The following is a 14,756-nucleotide window of genomic DNA, read 5'->3' as shown; positions in this document are numbered from 1 at the left end:
TGTGAGAGGCCCCCGCTGCGGCAGCGGGGGCCTCTCACACGTCCAGGGCCGTGCTCTCGGGCGCCGTCAGTGGTGTGCGGCCGGCGCCCCGTCCTCCAGCCGCTGGCCCCGCAGCAGGAACCAGGCGGCCACGGCGGTGGCGACCAGCACCAAGGCGCCGATCGAGGAGGCGGTGTGCAGACCGTCGACGAAGGCCCGCTGCGCGGCGGCCACCAGCTCCGCCCCGGTCGCGGCCGGCAGCTCGGAGGCGGCCTCCACGGCTCCGCCGAGCGACTCGTGGGCGGCGTCGGCCACCGGTCCCGGGGTCCCCTCGGGTGTCGGGAAGCCGCGGTAGACGCCGGTGACGATGGAGCCGAGCAGGGCGATGCCGAGGGCGGCGCCCAGTTCGTAGGCGGTCTCCGAGACGGCGGAGGCCGAACCGGCCTGCTCCTTGGGGACGGTGGAGAGGATCACGTCGGCGGTCACGGTGAAGGCGAGGCCCGCGCCGACGCCGACCACCAGCAGGATCGCGCCGAGCAGCGGATAGCCGGTGTTCTGGCCGACCAGGGTGATCGCCCCCAGGGCCGCGCCGATCGCCGCGAGGCCGCCGGAGACCACCGCCCGGACCGAGAAGCGGCGGGCGGCACGGCCGGCGAGCAGACCGGCGACGACGGCGCCGATCGCGGCCGGGAGTTCGGCGAGCCCGGCCTCCAGCGGCCGCCTGCCCTGGACGAGCTGGAGGTACTGGGAGAGGAAGAAGACCAGTCCCGCGAGGCCCAGGATGGTCAGCAGGTCGGCGAGGACGGCCGCGGAGAAGCCCCGGTTGCGGAAGAGGTGCATGTCCAGCAGCGGCGAGGCGAGGGTGAGCTGGCGGCGGACGAACCAGGCGAGCGCGCCGAGCCCCACCACCGCGGCCGCGCCGACGCCCCACGAGGCGCCGTGCACCGCGCCCTCCTTGATCGCGTAGACCATGGCGATGATGCCGATCAGGGAGAGGCCGACGCTGGCCAGGTCCCAGGGGCCGGGTGCGGGGTTCTTCGACTCGGGCAGCAGCTTGAGGCCGACGACCACCAGGACGGCCATCACCGGCAGGTTGATGAGGAAGACCGAGCCCCACCAGAAGTGCTCCAGCAGGAACCCGCCGACGACCGGGCCCACCGCGGCCCCCGCCGATGCGGCGGCGCCCCAGATGCCGATGGCGACGCTGCGCTCGCGGGCGTCGTGGAAGATGTTGCGGATCAGCGCCAGCGTGGAGGGCATCAGGGTGGCACCGGCGACGCCGAGCAGGGCGCGGGCCACGATCATCAGCTCGGGCGAGGTGGCGTAGGCGTTGAGCACCGAGACCAGGCCGAAGGCGGTGGCGCCGGTGAGCAGCAGCTTCTTGCGGCCGATGCGGTCGCCGAGGCTGCCCATGGAGACCAGCAGACCGGCGATGACGAAGGAGTAGACGTCACCGATCCACAGCAGCTGGGTGCCGGTCGGCTTCAGGTCCTCGCTGAGGAACGGGGTGGCCAGACCCAGCACGGTGGCGTCGACGGCCACCAGCAGGACGGCCAGGACGAGGACGGCGAGCGCGAACCACCGGCCGGGCCGGCTCAGCTCGGTCGCTGTCGGGGTGGAACGGCGGGCGGTCATCGCGTCACGCTCCGGCGTGCTCCGCCGAGCAGCAGCTCGGCCATCAGATAGGTGAAGTCGTTGGCGGCGACGCGGCCTTGCTGGACGGCGAAGACCGCTGCGCCGAGGAGCCCGTAGAGCGCCTCGGTCAGCCAGGCCGCGGGGAGGTCGATGCGGAACTCGCCGCGCTCCTGGCCCTGGCGGAAGAAGGCGGAGATACCGGCGTCGAGCCGGTCCCAGCCCTCGTTGACGTTCTCCTGGAAGAGCTGGGCCTCGTTGACCAGGAAGCCGTAGAGCTGGGCGCCCTGCTCCAGGGCGGCGATGAGCCGCCGCAGCGCCTCCTCGGAGCTGCCCTCGTCGAGGCGGGCCGCGTCCATGGCGGCACCGAACTCGGCGATCCCCCGCTCCTCCAGCGCGCGGACGAGGGCATCGCGTCCGGCGAAGTGTCGGTGCAGGGTCGCCCGGCCGACGCCGACGGCACGGGCCACCTCGTCCATGGTGGCACCCGGCTTGCGCGAGAGGAGCGCGGCGGCGGCGCGCAGCATCTGGTCACGGTCGACTGACATGGGACGACCATAGCCCACATGAGACATGATCGTCTCACTGCAGAGGTCGATGTCTCACCCGGGCGGCCGTGCGACACGCCGAAAGGAGGCGCACACACCCCGGACCGCGCCCCCTCCGGGAGGAGCGGGCACCCTGGGGTGATGAAGCCGCTGCTGTTCCTGGACGTGGACGGGCCCCTCAACCCGTACGGCGCCCTCGGCGCCCCGGTGCCCCCGGACGGCTTCCACCCGCACCTGATGCGCCCGGCGGGCTGGAGCTGGCCCCAACCGCTGACGGTGCTGCTCGACCCGGCCCACGGGACGCGGCTGCACGCGCTCCAGGACCGGTACGAGCTGGTCTGGGCGACGACCTGGCAGGACGAGGCCAACGCCTGGATCGCCCCGGTCCTCGGTCTGCCGCCGCTGCCGTACGTCGACTTCCCGGCGCCGGCCGTGCCGGGCCCGGCGGGGACGTTCTGGAAGACGCGCCGCCTGCTCGCCTACGCCGACGCGCGCCGGTTCGCCTGGGTGGACGACGACATCACGGCGGCCGACGAGCAGTGGGCCCGGCGCCACCACCCGGCGCCCGCCCTGCTGCTGCCGATCGACCGGGCCGTGGGCCTGCGGGAGGCCGACTTCGACCAGTTGGAGCGGTGGGCCGAGGCGGGTTGAGGGGAGCGGGGCTCAGGCGGCCGGGAGGGTCTCCTCGAACTGGCCGATGGTGGCGGTGACCTCCATACCGGCCCGGGCGTACAGGTGGTGGGCGCCGGTCGGGCTCTCGCTGTCCACGTCCAGGCCGACGGTGGTGACCGAGCGGGCGGCGAAGCGGGCGAAGGCCGCCAGCAGCAGGGCCTTGCCGAGCCCGGTCCGGCGCGCCTCGCGGGCCACGGCGAGCTGGCAGACCTCCCCGGAGGGGGCGTCCTGGACCGTGGTCAAGTCGCAGACGGCGACGCCGACGATCCGCCCGGCCCGCTCGGCGAGGACCCAGAGGAAGGGGTCGGTGGCCTCGTGGAGCAGATCGGCGCTCCACCGTTCGAAGGTGCGCCCGGCCCCTTCGTGCCGGTCGGCGAAGGCCTCCTCGGCGCAGGCGTGGACGCGCCTCAGCTCCTCGGGGCTGCCGTCGCAGGCGCGGACGGTCACACCCTCTGGCCACACCGGTTCGGGCAGCGGGCCCGCCAGTGAGCGGCGCATCCGCTGGTGGACGCGGGCGAGGCGGTAGCCGCGCGCCCGGAGCATCCGGTCGGCGGCGCCGTCCAGCATGACGTAGTGCAAGAGGGTGGCCGGGGCGCCCGCGTGGGGCGCGGTGGCGGCCAGTTCGCGGGCACGCTCTCCGGACCAGTCGATCAGGGCGCCGCCGATCCCGGCGCCGAGGTGGCCGGGGCGGGTGTAGCCGTCGGCGTGCAGGCGGCCGGGGCGGACCACGTCGACCTGGGCGTATCCGGCGAGGCTGCCGTCGGGGGCGGTGGCCACCAGGGCGTCGCGCGCCAGGTCCAACCGGGACCAGACGGCCAGGAACTCGGCCGGGGTGCGGGCCCCCGCCGTCGGGTCCTGGCTGCGTTCGGCCTCGTGGACCAGGGCCGCGACCTGCGCCGCCTCCTCGGCCCTGGGTGCCCGCGTGCCGTACCCCGTGCGCATCGCGCCGCCTCCTCGTACTCGCGAGGGCCGGTGCCCGCGCGTCGGGGCATCTCAGCAGGGCGGGACGGGTGCAGGCAAGACCTTTCCGCGTGAGGACCCCGCACCCGGTACGCGGGTGCGGGGTCCTCGGGTGCGGGCGGGCCTGCGGCCCGGCGGGTCACCTGCCGGTCGGCTGCTTCGCCTCGGCCCAGGCGTGCTGGACGACCAGATCAGCCTTGACCTCGACGAGCTGGGCGGCGACGGCGGAAGGCGCGGTGCCGCCGCGGCCGCTGCGGGAGGCGAGGGCGCCGGGGACGTCCAGGACGGTGCGGACCTCGGGGGTGAGGTGCTCGGAGATCTTGGCGAACTGCTCGTCGGTGAGCTGGTCCAGCTCGATCCCCTCCGCCTCGCAGACCTTGACGCACTCGCCCGCGACCTCGTGGGCGACCCGGAACGGCACGCCCTGGCGGACCAGCCACTCGGCGATGTCGGTGGCGAGGGAGAACCCGGCGGGCGCCAGCTCCTCCATCCGCTCCCGGTGGACGGTGAGGGTGGCCATCATGCCGGTGAAGGCGGGCAGCAGGATCTCCAGCTGGTCGACGGAGTCGAAGACCGGCTCCTTGTCCTCCTGGAGGTCCCGGTTGTACGCCAGCGGGAGCGCCTTGAGGGTGGCGAGCAGGCCGGTGAGGTTGCCGATGAGGCGGCCGGACTTGCCGCGGGCCAGCTCGGCGATGTCCGGGTTCTTCTTCTGCGGCATGATCGAGGAGCCGGTGGAGAAGGCGTCGTGGAGGGTGACGAAGGAGAACTCCTTCGTGTTCCAGAGGATGACCTCCTCGGCGATCCGGGAGAGGTCGACCCCGGCCATCGCGGTGATGAAGGCGAACTCGGCGACGAAGTCGCGGGCCGCCGTGCCGTCGATGGAGTTGCCGGACGAACCCCGCTCGAAACCGAGGTCCTTGGCGACCGCCTGCGGGTCCAGCCCGAGCGAGGACCCGGCCAGCGCGCCGGAGCCGTACGGCGAGACAGCGGTGCGGGTGTCCCACTGGCGCAGCCGCTCGGCGTCCCGGGAGAGCGCCTGGACGTGGGCGAGGACGTGGTGGGCGAAGAGCACCGGCTGGGCGTGCTGGAGGTGGGTGCGGCCGGGCATGGCCACGTCCGGGTGGGCCTCGGCGAGGCCCACCAGGGCGTCCTGGAGTTCGGCGAGGAGCCCGCCGATGATCCGGGCGTGGTCGCGCAGGTACATCCGGAAGAGGGTGGCGACCTGGTCGTTGCGGGAGCGTCCGGCGCGGAGCTTGCCGCCGAGGTCGGGGCCGAGGCGCTCCAGCAGGCCGCGCTCCAGGGCGGTGTGCACGTCCTCGTCGGCGATGGTGCCGGTGAACGAGCCGTCGGCGACGTCCGCCTCCAGTTGGTCGAGGCCCGCCAGCATGCGGGTCAGCTCGTCCTCGGTGAGCAGGCCCGCGGTGTGCAGGACCCGGGCGTGGGCGCGGGAGCCGGCGATGTCGTAGGGGGCGAGGCGCCAGTCGAAGTGGACCGAGGCGGAGAGCTTGGCCAGGGCCTCGGCGGGGCCGTCCGCGAACCGGCCGCCCCAGAGGCGGACGTCACCGTTGTTGCTGCTCACTGCTGTACTCGCTTCCTCGCACGGGACGGGGTGGGTGTGCTGGTGGCGCGGGCCCCCGGCGAGGCTCCCCCTACGATGCACACCATGAGGCATAACTATGCACCCCGCCGCATGTTTCGTCAAAAGCGATGGCGTCGGAGTCCCGGAATCACCACCCCGAATCGCTCAGAGGAGCGAATAATCAACCCCATGGGTAAGGAATACGAACGCATCGACGGCCGCCTCCGCGCTTTCATCGAGGCCCAGCCGGTCTTCTTCACCGCGACCGCCCCCCTCGCGGACGACGGCACGGTCAACCTCTCCCCCAAGGGCGTCACCGGCTCCTTCGCGGTGGTCGACCCCCACACCGTGGCCTACCTGGACTTCGCGGGCAGCAACGCCGAGACCATCGCCCACCTGCGCGAGAACGGCCGCATCACCCTGATGTGGTGCGCCTTCCAGGGTCCGCCCGACATCGTGCGGGTGCACGGCAGGGGTGAGCCGGTCTTCCGCGACGACCCTCGCTTCGAGGAGCTGGTCGCCCTCTTCCCCGGTGTCGACCCCGTCCCGCACGGGCTGCGCGCCGTGATCGTCGTGCACGCCGAGAAGATCCGCGACACCTGCGGCTACGCGGTGCCCTTCATGGCGTACGAGTCCGAACGCGACCTGCACGCCAAGCGGTTCGCCCGGGAGGACGACGCCTCGCTCGACGCGTACTTCACGAAGAAGGAGTACATCGCCACGAGCATGGACGGACTGCCGGGGCTGCCGCTGCCGCTGCCGCCGCGCACCAGTCCTGTCGCCGCCGGCAGCGGACCGGAGCGAGGAGCGGGGAAAGATGTAGTGACCACATGACGAGACGCGCTTGCGGCGGCGGGCCCCCGGGCGTTCCATCGCGGGCGTGCAGTCCGAACAGATGACCCCCCACAGCGGCGCCGACGGCGCCAAGGACCGCGCGGCCCGCCGCGCCGTCACGCTCTTCCCGCTCCTCGTCCTCGCCGCCGGGGCGCTGGGGCTCGCCACCCCGTCACTCTTCGCCGGGTGGACCGGCGGCGTGCCGTACCTGCTGGGGTGCGTCATGTTCTGCATGGGTCTGACCATGACCCCGCTGGACTTCCAGGGCGTCGTGAAACGGCCGTGGGCGGTGGCGCTCGGCCTGGTCGCGCACTACGTGATCATGCCGGGGCTCGGCTGGCTCATCGCCCACGCGCTGTCGCTGCCGCCCGCGCTCGCGGCCGGGGTGATCCTGGTGGGGTGCGCGCCCAGCGGCACCGCCTCCAACGTCGTCACCTACCTGGCCCGGGGCGACGTGGCGCTCTCCGTCTCGGTCGCCACCGTCTCGACCGTGCTGGCGCCGCTCATCACCCCGCCGCTGACGCTGCTGCTCGCCGGGGAGTACCTGCCGGTGGACGCGGGCGCCATGGTCGGCGACATCCTCAAGACCGTACTGCTGCCGGTGATCGCCGGTGTCCTGGTCCGCCTGGCCGCCGGCCGGTACGTCGACCGGGTGCTGCCCGCCATGCCATGGCTCTCCTCGATCGCGATCGCCGCCATCGTCGCGGCGGTGGTCTCGGGCAGCGCCGACGCCATCAAGTCGGCCGCTCTCACCGTGGTCCTCGCGGTGGTCCTCCACAACGGCCTGGGCCTCGCCCTCGGTTACGGCGCGGGCCGCCTCTTCGGCCTCGGCGCCCCGGCCAGCCGCGCCATGTCCTTCGAGGTCGGCATGCAGAACTCCGGCCTCGCCGCCTCCCTCGCCACCGCGCACTTCTCGCCGATGGCGGCCCTGCCCGCCGCCGTCTTCTCCGTCTGGCACAACGTCTCCGGCGCCCTGGTGGCGGCCTGGATGGCGCACCGGGCCCGCCGGGCCGACGCCGGGCAGGCGGGCGAGACGGCACCGGCCGCCTGACGCCCGCACGCTACACACCGGGGCCCGCCCCTCCACCGGAGGAGCGGGCCCCGGCCGCTCAGCCCGCCCGTGCCCCGGACGGCCCCAGTACGCGGTCCAGCGGCCTGGGCAGCCACCAGGCGCGGGTTCCGAGGAGCCGCATCACCGCCGGGACGATCAGGCAGCGGATCACCACCGCGTCCAGCAGCACCGCCACCGCGAGGGCCAGCCCGAACTGCTGGAGCATCCGGCTCGGGCTCAGCACGAAGGCGGCGAAGACCACGACCATGATGGCGGCGGCCGCCGTGATCACCTTGCCGGTGGCGGCCAGCCCCTCCCCCACCGCGAGCCGCGCGTCACCGGTACGCAGCCAGGCCTCGCGCATCCGGGAGACGAGGAAGACCTCGTAGTCCATGGAGAGGCCGAAGACGATGGCGAAGACCATCACCGGGATGAACGCCTCCACCGGTCCGCTGCTCGCCCCGAACCAGCCGTTCTGGAAGACCAGGGTGATCACGCCGAGCGCCGCCGAGATGGAGAGCAGGTTGAGCACCGCGGCCTTCAGCGGCACCAGCAGCGAGCGGAAGACCGCGAGCAGCAGCAGCGTGGAGAGCCCCACCACCACGGCGACGAAGAGCGGCAGCCGCGCGCCGACCGAGTCCGCGAAGTCGAGCGCGGCGGCCGTCGGCCCGCCCACCAGGTAGCGCTCCCCCGACTCCTCGGCGAGCGGCGCCAGCACGTCGGCGCGCAGGTCGCGGACGAGCGCGGCGGTGGCCTCGTCCTGCGGCCCGGCCTCGGGGAAGGCCAGCACCGTGGTGAGCGCGCCGTCCCCGGAGGGGAAGGGCCCCTCGACCGCGGCCACCCCCTCCACCTCGCCGAGGGTGGCGGCCAGCGCCTGGCCGGAGGCGGCACCGCCGCCCTCCGCGACGACCACCAGCGGCCCGCTGAAGCCGGGGCCGAACCCTTCCGCCGTCAGGTCGTAGGCGGTACGGCTGCTCGACCCCACCGGGTCGGTCCCGGCGTCGGCGAAGCCGAGCCGCATGCCGAGCACCGGCGCCGAGAGCGCGGCCAGCACGGCGACCCCGGCGAGCAGGACGGGCAGCGGGCGCCGCCCGACGGCGGCGGCGAGTGCGGCCCAGCGCCCGCCGCCCGTCCCCTCGTCGGCGGCGGGCCCGTGCTTGGCGCGCCGCTTCGCCTCCCGGGCCAGGACGTGCCGCTCGATGCGGGCTCCGGCCAGCGCGAGCAGGGCGGGCAGCAGGGTGACCGAGGCTGCCATGGTGACCAGCACGGTCAGCGCGACGGACAGCGCGACGCCCTGGAGGGCGCCGAGGCCGAGGACGACAAGACCGAGCAGGGCGATGATCACAGTGCAGCCGGCGAAGAGCACGGTCCGCCCGGCCACCTCCATCGCCCGCACCGCGGCGGTCTCCCGGTCGGCGCCGGCCAGCAGTTCGGTCCGGTACCGGTGGAAGATCAGCAGGGCGTAGTCGACGCCCACGCCGAGGCCGACCAGCATCATCACCGGCGGGGTGAAGTCGGCGACGGTGAAGAGGTGGGCGGCGAGCCCGATCAGGCCGAGCGCGCCGCCGACCGCGAACACGGCGGTCACCAGGGGGACGGCCGCCGCGACCAGCGAGCCGAAGAAGAGGACCAGGATGGCGAGGGCGGCGAGCATCCCGGCACCCTCGGCCGCCCCGCCGCCCGCCTCCTCGGCGCCCCGGGTCGCCTCACCGCCCACGGCGGTCCGCAGGCCGTCGCCGTCGGCCGCGCGGACGGTGTCCAGCAGCCGGGCCAGGTCCTCGGCGGGGATGTGGCCGTCCTGGTCGGCGAGGGCGACGGTGGCGTAGCCGATCGTGCCGTCCCGTGAGACGGCGCCGCCGGACCACGGGCCGTGCACCGAGGTGACGGACGGCAGCCCCTCGACCTCGTCGAGAAGGGCGGTGACCCGGCCGCGGTCGGCGTCGAGTCCGTCGGGGTTCTTCAGGACGATGCGGGCGGTGCGGTCCTCCGGCTCGACCCCGTGGCCGGCGAGGAGGTCGGCCGCCGCCTGCGAGTCGGTACCGGGCAGCGAGTGGTCGTTGCGGTAGCCGTCCCCGGCGGTCTGGGCGCCCGCGGTGAGGGCGGCGACCAGGACCAGCCAGAGCAGCAGGGCGGCCTTGCGGTGCCGCATCGACCGGGCGGCGATCCGGCCGAGGCGCCCGGGAGGCGGAATCGCGGCCGCGGGCGGCGGGGTGGTTTCGGTGTGCGCCATGTCAGCGGCCCCCGTCCGACGTGTGCGGGGAGCCTGCGGCGCGGCGGGCGCCGATCACGGCTCCGGCGAGGGCGCAGAGCAGGACGGCGGCGACGAGCGCGGTCCGCGGCAGGCCGCCGCCGCCCACGTCGAGCGGTTCGCCGAGGGCCAGGCTGATCAGCACGGCGACGGCTTCGGTCAGCAGGAATCCGGTGGCCCCGCCGACGAGGAAACCCGTCGCGGCGGCCGGGGCCCTGCCCGGGGCGGAGGTGTGTGGTGTCATGCCGCCGAGCCTCGGCTCCGGGTCATCCCCCGCGCGTCGGCCCGGGGTTGTCGGCCGCGTACTCCCCCGGGCGTCACCGGCGGCTCGCGGCGTACGCCCCGGGGGCCCGCGGTCGGTCAGCCGCCCAGCCAACCCGGTGAGACCAGGCCCGATTCGTAGGCGAGGACGACGAGCTGGGAGCGGTCGCGGGCGCCGAGTTTGGTCATGACGCGGCTGACGTGGGTCTTGGCGGTGGCGGGGCTGACGACGAGGGTGGCCGCGATCCGGTCGTTGGGCAGCCCGGCGGCGACCAGCCGCAGCACCTCGCGTTCGCGGTCGGTGAGGGCGTTGAACCGGGGGTCCGGCGGTGGCGGGGCGACCCGGCCCGCGAACTCGGCGATGAGGCGGCGGGTGACCGAGGGGCTGATCAGGGCGTCGCCACGGGCGGCGACGCGGATGGCGTGGGCCAGCTCCTCGGGTTCGGTGTCCTTGACGAGGAAGCCGGTGACGCCCTCGCGCAGCGCCCGGTAGACGTACTCGTCCAGGTCGAAGGTGGTGAGGATGACGACGCGGACGGCCTCCAGGCGCGGGTCGGCGGTGATGCGGCGGGCCGCCTCCAGGCCGTCGGTGCCGGGCATCCGGATGTCCATGAGGACCACGTCGGGACGCAGGGCGCGGGCGGCGGCGACGGCCTCCTCGCCGTCGGCGGCCTCGCCGACCACCTCGATGCCCTCCTCGTCCTCCAGGATCGACCGGAATCCGGCGCGGACGAGCCGCTGGTCGTCGGCGAGCAGCACCGTGGTCATGGGCGGGGTTCCTCCGTGGGGGCGAGGGGCAGGGTGGCGCGGACGGCGAAGCCGCCGCCCGGGGCCGCTTCGGCGGTGAGGTCGCCGCCGAGGGCACGGGCGCGCTCCCGCATCCCGGCCACACCCGAGCCGGGCGGGCCGGTACGCGCGGGGTCGGCGACCGGGCCGCGGCCGTCGTCGGTGACGGTGACGGTCAGCCGTTCACCGTCGCCGTCGAGCCGGATCTCGGCGCGGGTGGCGCGGGCGTGCCGGGCGACGTTGGTCAGCGACTCCTGGACGATGCGGTACGCGGCGAGGTCCGCCTCGACGGGGAGCGGGCCGGGACGGCCCGTGCGGTGGACGGTGACGGTGAGACCGGCGGCGCGGGCCGCGTCGGTGAGTTCGCCGATCCGGGCGAGGCCGGGCGCGGGCGCGGTCGGCGCGGCCTCGCCGGCGTCGCGCAGCACCCCGAGGGTGGCGCGCAGTTCGCGGAGCGCTTCGCGGCTGGCGTCCTTGACGGCGCCGAGCGCCTCGGCGGCCTGGCCGGCTCCGGCGGCGGGGTCCTTGGTGAGGCGGCGCAGGGCGGCGGCCGACTGGACGTTGATGAGGGAGAGGTGGTGGCCGACGACGTCGTGCAGCTCTCGGGCGATCCGCAGCCGCTCCTGGGTGGCGGCGCGCTCCTCGGTCTCCCGGGCACGGGCGAGGTGGGTGTGGCGGAGTCCGCCGAGGGTGATCATGGCGACGAACCAGCCGGTGAGCATGAAGAGGGCGACGTGGTTGACGTCGCCGTTGCCCTGGAGGGTGCCGAGCGCGGTGCCGATGAGGCAGAGGGCGGCGATCACCACGGCGGCGCGCAGCCGTCCGGCGGCGGCCACCATGAAGAGGGCGGCCACCACGGCGAGCAGCAGCGGCCCGTCGTAGGCGCTGGTCACGTAGTAGACGGCGGTGGCGAGGGCGGCGACGGAGGCGGCGGCGACCGGGCGCCGGGAGCTGAAGTACAGCGCGCCGCAGGCCACCGCGATCAGCGCCCAGTTGGCGGCGGTGAGCGCCCACGGCTCCTCGCGGGAGCCGATCAGGGACCGGAGCGTGCCGAGGCCGGCCACCAGGAAGAGCCCCGAGGAGAGGGCGGCGTCGACGGCGCGGCCTCGCGGGAGCCGGAGGCGGGCCCGTGGGCGGGACGGCATGCGGCCAGCGTAGGGCGCGGGGCCCGCCCGGGTCCTCGGCCGCGAGGGCGAACCGGCTCGGCCCCGGCTACCTCCGGCGGAGTACGGCTCCGCCGGCCGGTGTCGACCCCTGGGGTACGCGACCGCCCGCCCCCGGCGAGGGGCGGGCGGTCCTTGCGGGGCCGTGCGGGGGGCTCAGTGGTCGTTCTGGGCGAGCCGCAGCAGGTGCTCGGCGAGGGCCTGGCCGCCGTCGGGGGCGCGGCTGATCAGCATCAGCGTGTCGTCACCGGCGATGGTGCCCAGTACGTCGTGGAGTTCCGCCTGGTCGATGGCGGAGGCGAGGAACTGGGCGGCGCCGGGCGGTGTCCGCAGCACCACCAGGTTGGCCGAGGCCTCGGCGGAGATCAGCAGCTCGCCGGAGAGCCGCCGCATCCGCTCCTCCTTGGCGGACTCGCCGAGCGGGGCGCGCGGCGTGCGGAAGCCGCCTTCGCTCGGCACCGCGTAGATCAGGTCGCCCTCGGCATTGCGGATCTTGACGGCGTTCAGCTCGTCGAGGTCCCGGGAGAGGGTGGCCTGGGTGACGCTCAGCCCGTCGTCGGCGAGGAGCTTCGCCAACTGGCTCTGCGAGCGCACCGGTTGCCGGTTGAGGATGTCGACGATCCGGCGGTGGCGGGCGGTGCGCGTCTGCGGCACGGCCTGGGCGCTCTCGTTCTCGTGCGCCTGGCTCATCGTCGTCGTCCCGTTCTGCGGCTCATCGTTCCCCCTGGGCGGTCTTCCCCGCGGTCTCCCGCGCGGTGTCGAGGACGCCGGGCAGGGCCCGCAGGAAGGTGTCCGCCTCCTCGTCGGTGAACACCAGCGGCGGCATCAGCCGTACGACGTCGGGGGCGGGCGCGTTGACCAGCAGGCCGGCGTCCTGAGCCGCTTGCTGGACGGTGGGTGCGAGCGGCTCGGTGAGCACGATACCCAGCAGCAGGCCCGCGCCGCGGACATGGTCGACCAGCGGGTGTCCGAGCCCTTCGATTCCGCTCCGCAGCCGCTCGCCGACCCGCTTCACCTGGTCGAGGAGGCCGTCGGCGGCGAGGGTGCGCAGGACGGCGAGCCCGGCGGCGCAGGCGACGGGGTTTCCGCCGAAGGTGGTGCCGTGCTGGCCGGGGCGCAGCAGGTCGGCGGTGTCACCGAAGGCGACGGTGGCGCCGATCGGCAGGCCGCCGCCGAGCCCCTTGGCGAGGGTGACGACGTCGGGGTCGACGCCGTCGTGCGCCTGGTGCTCGAACCAGTGGCCGGTGCGGCCGACGCCGGTCTGCACCTCGTCCAGGACGAGGAGGGTGCCGGTGGCGCGGGTGATCTCGCGGGCGGCCCTGAGGTATCCGGCGGGCGGGACGACCACGCCGTTCTCGCCCTGGATCGGCTCGATGAAGACGGCGGCGGTCTCCTCGGTGACGGCGGCGCGCAGGGCGTCGGCGTCGCCGTAGGGCACGTGGGTGACCTCGCCGGGCAGCGGCAGGAACGGGGCCTGCTTGCCGGGCTGGCCGGTGAGGGCGAGGGCGCCCATGGTGCGGCCGTGGAAGCCGCCCTCGGTGGCGACCATGTGGGTGCGTCCGGTGAGCCGTGCGATCTTGAAGGCGGCCTCGTTGGCCTCGGCGCCGGAGTTGCAGAAGAAGACGCGTCCCGGGCGGCCGAAGAGGCGGAGCAGTTCCTCTGCGAGCGCGACGGGCGGCTCGGCGGTGAAGAGGTTGGAGACGTGGCCGAGCGCGGCGATCTGGCGGCTGACCGCCTCGACGACGGCCGGGTGGCCGTGGCCGAGTGCGTTGACGGCGATGCCGCCGACCAGGTCGAGGTAGGTGGCGCCGTCGGCGTCGGTGAGGACGGCGCCCTCGCCGCGCACCAGGGGCAGGCGCGGGGTGCCGTAGTTGTCCATCAGGGCGCCCTGCCAGCGGGCGGTGAGCGCCTCGTTGCCGCCGGCCGGGCCGCCGGGGGCCGGGGTGTCCCGGCCGGGGGCCGGGTGGGCGGGCTGGGTGGTGGTCACGTGAGCTCCTCCTGGTCCGGGACGACCATGGTGCCGATGCCTTCGTCGGTGAAGATCTCCAGCAGGATGGAGTGCTGGACCCGCCCGTCGATGACGCGCGCGGTGGTGACGCCGTTGCGGACGGCGTGCAGGCAGCCCTCCATCTTGGGGACCATGCCGCTGGCCAGGTCGGGCAGCAGCTTCTCCAGCTCGGTGGCGGTGAGGCGGCTGATCACCTCGTCGCTGTGCGGCCAGTCCTCGTAGAGCCCCTCGACGTCGGTGAGGACCATGAGCGTCTCGGCGTTCAGTGCCGCGGCCAGCGCTGCGGCGGCGGTGTCGGCGTTGACGTTGTAGACGTGGTCGTCGTCGGCGCTGCGGGCGATGGAGGAGACGACGGGGATCCGGCCGTTCTCCAGCAGGGCCTCGATGGCGCCGGTGTCGGTCTCGGTGATCTGGCCGACCCGGCCGATGTCGACCAGTTCGCCCTCGATGCGCGGCTGGTGCTTGGTGGCGGTGATGGTGTGGGCGTCCTCGCCGGTGAGGCCGACGGCGAGCGGACCGTGCTGGTTGAGCAGGCCGACCAGTTCCCGCTGGACCTGCCCGGCGAGCACCATCCGTACGACGTCCATCGCCTCCGGGGTGGTGACGCGCAGCCCCGCCTTGAACTCGCTGACCAGGCCGTGCCGGTCGAGCTGGGCGCTGATCTGCGGGCCGCCGCCGTGCACGACGACGGGCTTGAGTCCGGCGTGGCGCAGGAAGACGACGTCCTGGGCGAAGGCGGCCTTCAGCTCCTCGTTGATCATGGCGTTGCCGCCGAACTTGATGACGACGGTCCTGCCGTGGTGGCGGGTGAGCCAGGGCAGCGCCTCCACGAGGATCTGCGCCTTGGGCAGGGCGGTGTGCTTGCGGGTGCTCATGGGTGCGGACGTCCTTCGGGTCCTGGGCGGCCGGGTGGGCCGGGCGGTCTCCTGGCGGTGGGGGGGGGGGGGGGGGGCCGCGCCCCCCCCGGGGGGGGGGGGGGGGGGAGCGGGGTGTTGTGGGAGGTTTGGGGGGGGGGGTGGGTGTGGCACCCCACCG

At 74.6% G+C, this 14,756-nt stretch carries 14 protein-coding genes; 3 read left to right on the top strand and 11 right to left on the bottom strand.

Going from position 1 to position 14,756, the window contains the following annotated elements; all coding sequences use genetic code 11:
• Positions 1–66 precede the first annotated feature (66 nt).
• Together ACFWMZ_RS27505 and ACFWMZ_RS27500 are read right to left on the bottom strand one after the other, a co-directional pair.
• The gene (locus ACFWMZ_RS27505) at positions 67–1,614 is read right to left on the bottom strand and encodes an MFS transporter (protein WP_383204835.1); all 1,548 of its coding nucleotides are present in this window, start codon (positions 1,612–1,614) and stop codon (positions 67–69) included.
• Positions 1,611–2,159, bottom strand: a complete 549-nt coding sequence (locus ACFWMZ_RS27500) for a TetR/AcrR family transcriptional regulator (RefSeq protein ID WP_383180589.1) — start codon at positions 2,157–2,159, stop codon at positions 1,611–1,613. The genes ACFWMZ_RS27505 and ACFWMZ_RS27500 overlap by 4 nt, the downstream gene beginning before the upstream one ends.
• A 141-nt stretch (positions 2,160–2,300) precedes the next feature.
• Here ACFWMZ_RS27500 and ACFWMZ_RS27495 point away from each other — a divergent pair, with 141 nt between their 5' ends.
• Positions 2,301–2,810 carry an HAD domain-containing protein gene (locus ACFWMZ_RS27495; RefSeq protein WP_383204832.1) on the top strand — a complete coding sequence of 170 codons (510 nt, stop codon included), beginning with the start codon at positions 2,301–2,303 and terminating at the stop codon, positions 2,808–2,810.
• A 12-nt stretch (positions 2,811–2,822) separates the two neighbouring features.
• Here ACFWMZ_RS27495 and ACFWMZ_RS27490 read toward each other — a convergent pair whose 3' ends face one another.
• Positions 2,823–3,773, bottom strand: coding sequence for a GNAT family N-acetyltransferase (locus tag ACFWMZ_RS27490; RefSeq protein ID WP_383204829.1), 951 nt, complete (start codon positions 3,771–3,773; stop codon positions 2,823–2,825).
• Positions 3,774–3,930: 157 nt separating this feature from the next.
• Entirely contained in the window at positions 3,931–5,370 is a 1,440-nt protein-coding gene (argH, locus tag ACFWMZ_RS27485; RefSeq protein ID WP_383180580.1) for an argininosuccinate lyase, read from the bottom strand.
• 189 nt (positions 5,371–5,559) lie between these two features.
• On the opposite strand from argH, the gene ACFWMZ_RS27480 reads away from it, so the two are divergent.
• Together ACFWMZ_RS27480 and ACFWMZ_RS27475 are read left to right on the top strand one after the other, a co-directional pair.
• Positions 5,560–6,204 (top strand): pyridoxamine 5'-phosphate oxidase family protein, encoded by a 645-nt coding sequence (locus tag ACFWMZ_RS27480; RefSeq protein ID WP_383180577.1) that lies wholly within the window; start codon positions 5,560–5,562, stop codon positions 6,202–6,204.
• 61 nt (positions 6,205–6,265) lie between these two features.
• On the top strand, positions 6,266–7,255 hold the full coding sequence (locus ACFWMZ_RS27475) for a bile acid:sodium symporter family protein (protein ID WP_383180604.1): 990 nt from the start codon (positions 6,266–6,268) through the stop codon (positions 7,253–7,255).
• Positions 7,256–7,313: 58 nt separating this feature from the next.
• Here ACFWMZ_RS27475 and ACFWMZ_RS27470 read toward each other — a convergent pair whose 3' ends face one another.
• The 7 genes from ACFWMZ_RS27470 to argB form a co-directional block, all read right to left on the bottom strand.
• Positions 7,314–9,485, bottom strand: coding sequence for an MMPL family transporter (locus tag ACFWMZ_RS27470; RefSeq protein WP_383204826.1), 2,172 nt, complete (start codon positions 9,483–9,485; stop codon positions 7,314–7,316).
• A 1-nt stretch (position 9,486) separates the two neighbouring features.
• Positions 9,487–9,747, bottom strand: coding sequence for a hypothetical protein (locus tag ACFWMZ_RS27465; RefSeq protein ID WP_383180571.1), 261 nt, complete (start codon positions 9,745–9,747; stop codon positions 9,487–9,489).
• Positions 9,748–9,863: 116 nt separating this feature from the next.
• A complete protein-coding gene (locus tag ACFWMZ_RS27460; protein WP_383180568.1) occupies positions 9,864–10,532 on the bottom strand; it encodes a response regulator in 669 nt (222 codons plus the stop codon).
• Entirely contained in the window at positions 10,529–11,695 is a 1,167-nt protein-coding gene (locus tag ACFWMZ_RS27455) for a sensor histidine kinase (RefSeq protein ID WP_383180565.1), read from the bottom strand. Before ACFWMZ_RS27455 ends, ACFWMZ_RS27460 begins: the two co-directional genes overlap by 4 nt.
• Positions 11,696–11,869: 174 nt before the next feature.
• On the bottom strand, positions 11,870–12,403 hold the full coding sequence (locus ACFWMZ_RS27450; protein ID WP_008412506.1) for an arginine repressor: 534 nt from the start codon (positions 12,401–12,403) through the stop codon (positions 11,870–11,872).
• Between the two features lie 22 nt (positions 12,404–12,425).
• Positions 12,426–13,700: an acetylornithine transaminase gene (locus ACFWMZ_RS27445; RefSeq protein WP_383204823.1), complete on the bottom strand. Its 1,275-nt coding sequence runs from the start codon at positions 13,698–13,700 to the stop codon at positions 12,426–12,428.
• Positions 13,697–14,596 (bottom strand): acetylglutamate kinase, encoded by a 900-nt coding sequence (gene argB, locus ACFWMZ_RS27440; protein ID WP_383204820.1) that lies wholly within the window; start codon positions 14,594–14,596, stop codon positions 13,697–13,699. The genes ACFWMZ_RS27445 and argB overlap by 4 nt, the downstream gene beginning before the upstream one ends.
• Between the last annotated feature and the right edge of the window lie 160 nt (positions 14,597–14,756).

The sequence above is a fragment of the Streptomyces sp. NPDC058373 genome (assembly GCF_042723275.1).
Classification (GTDB): Bacteria; Actinomycetota; Actinomycetes; order Streptomycetales; family Streptomycetaceae; genus Streptomyces.
The sequence above is the reverse complement of the archived record's forward strand: the minus strand, read 5'-3'. Positions and strand labels throughout refer to the sequence as shown.

Bases quoted from the DNA above. Each gene is read 5' to 3' on its own strand.
- ACFWMZ_RS27505 (WP_383204835.1), bottom strand. From the start codon at position 1,614: ATGACCGCCCGCCGTTCCACCCCGACAGCGACCGAGCTGAGCCGGCCC.
- ACFWMZ_RS27500 (WP_383180589.1), bottom strand. From the start codon at position 2,159: ATGTCAGTCGACCGTGACCAGATGCTGCGCGCCGCCGCCGCGCTCCTC.
- ACFWMZ_RS27495 (WP_383204832.1), top strand. From the start codon at position 2,301: ATGAAGCCGCTGCTGTTCCTGGACGTGGACGGGCCCCTCAACCCGTAC.
- ACFWMZ_RS27490 (WP_383204829.1), bottom strand. From the start codon at position 3,773: ATGCGCACGGGGTACGGCACGCGGGCACCCAGGGCCGAGGAGGCGGCG.
- ACFWMZ_RS27480 (WP_383180577.1), top strand. From the start codon at position 5,560: ATGGGTAAGGAATACGAACGCATCGACGGCCGCCTCCGCGCTTTCATC.
- ACFWMZ_RS27475 (WP_383180604.1), top strand. From the start codon at position 6,266: ATGACCCCCCACAGCGGCGCCGACGGCGCCAAGGACCGCGCGGCCCGC.
- ACFWMZ_RS27470 (WP_383204826.1), bottom strand. From the start codon at position 9,485: ATGGCGCACACCGAAACCACCCCGCCGCCCGCGGCCGCGATTCCGCCT.
- ACFWMZ_RS27465 (WP_383180571.1), bottom strand. From the start codon at position 9,747: ATGACACCACACACCTCCGCCCCGGGCAGGGCCCCGGCCGCCGCGACG.
- ACFWMZ_RS27460 (WP_383180568.1), bottom strand. From the start codon at position 10,532: ATGACCACGGTGCTGCTCGCCGACGACCAGCGGCTCGTCCGCGCCGGA.
- ACFWMZ_RS27455 (WP_383180565.1), bottom strand. From the start codon at position 11,695: ATGCCGTCCCGCCCACGGGCCCGCCTCCGGCTCCCGCGAGGCCGCGCC.
- ACFWMZ_RS27450 (WP_008412506.1), bottom strand. From the start codon at position 12,403: ATGAGCCAGGCGCACGAGAACGAGAGCGCCCAGGCCGTGCCGCAGACG.
- argB (WP_383204820.1), bottom strand. From the start codon at position 14,596: ATGAGCACCCGCAAGCACACCGCCCTGCCCAAGGCGCAGATCCTCGTG.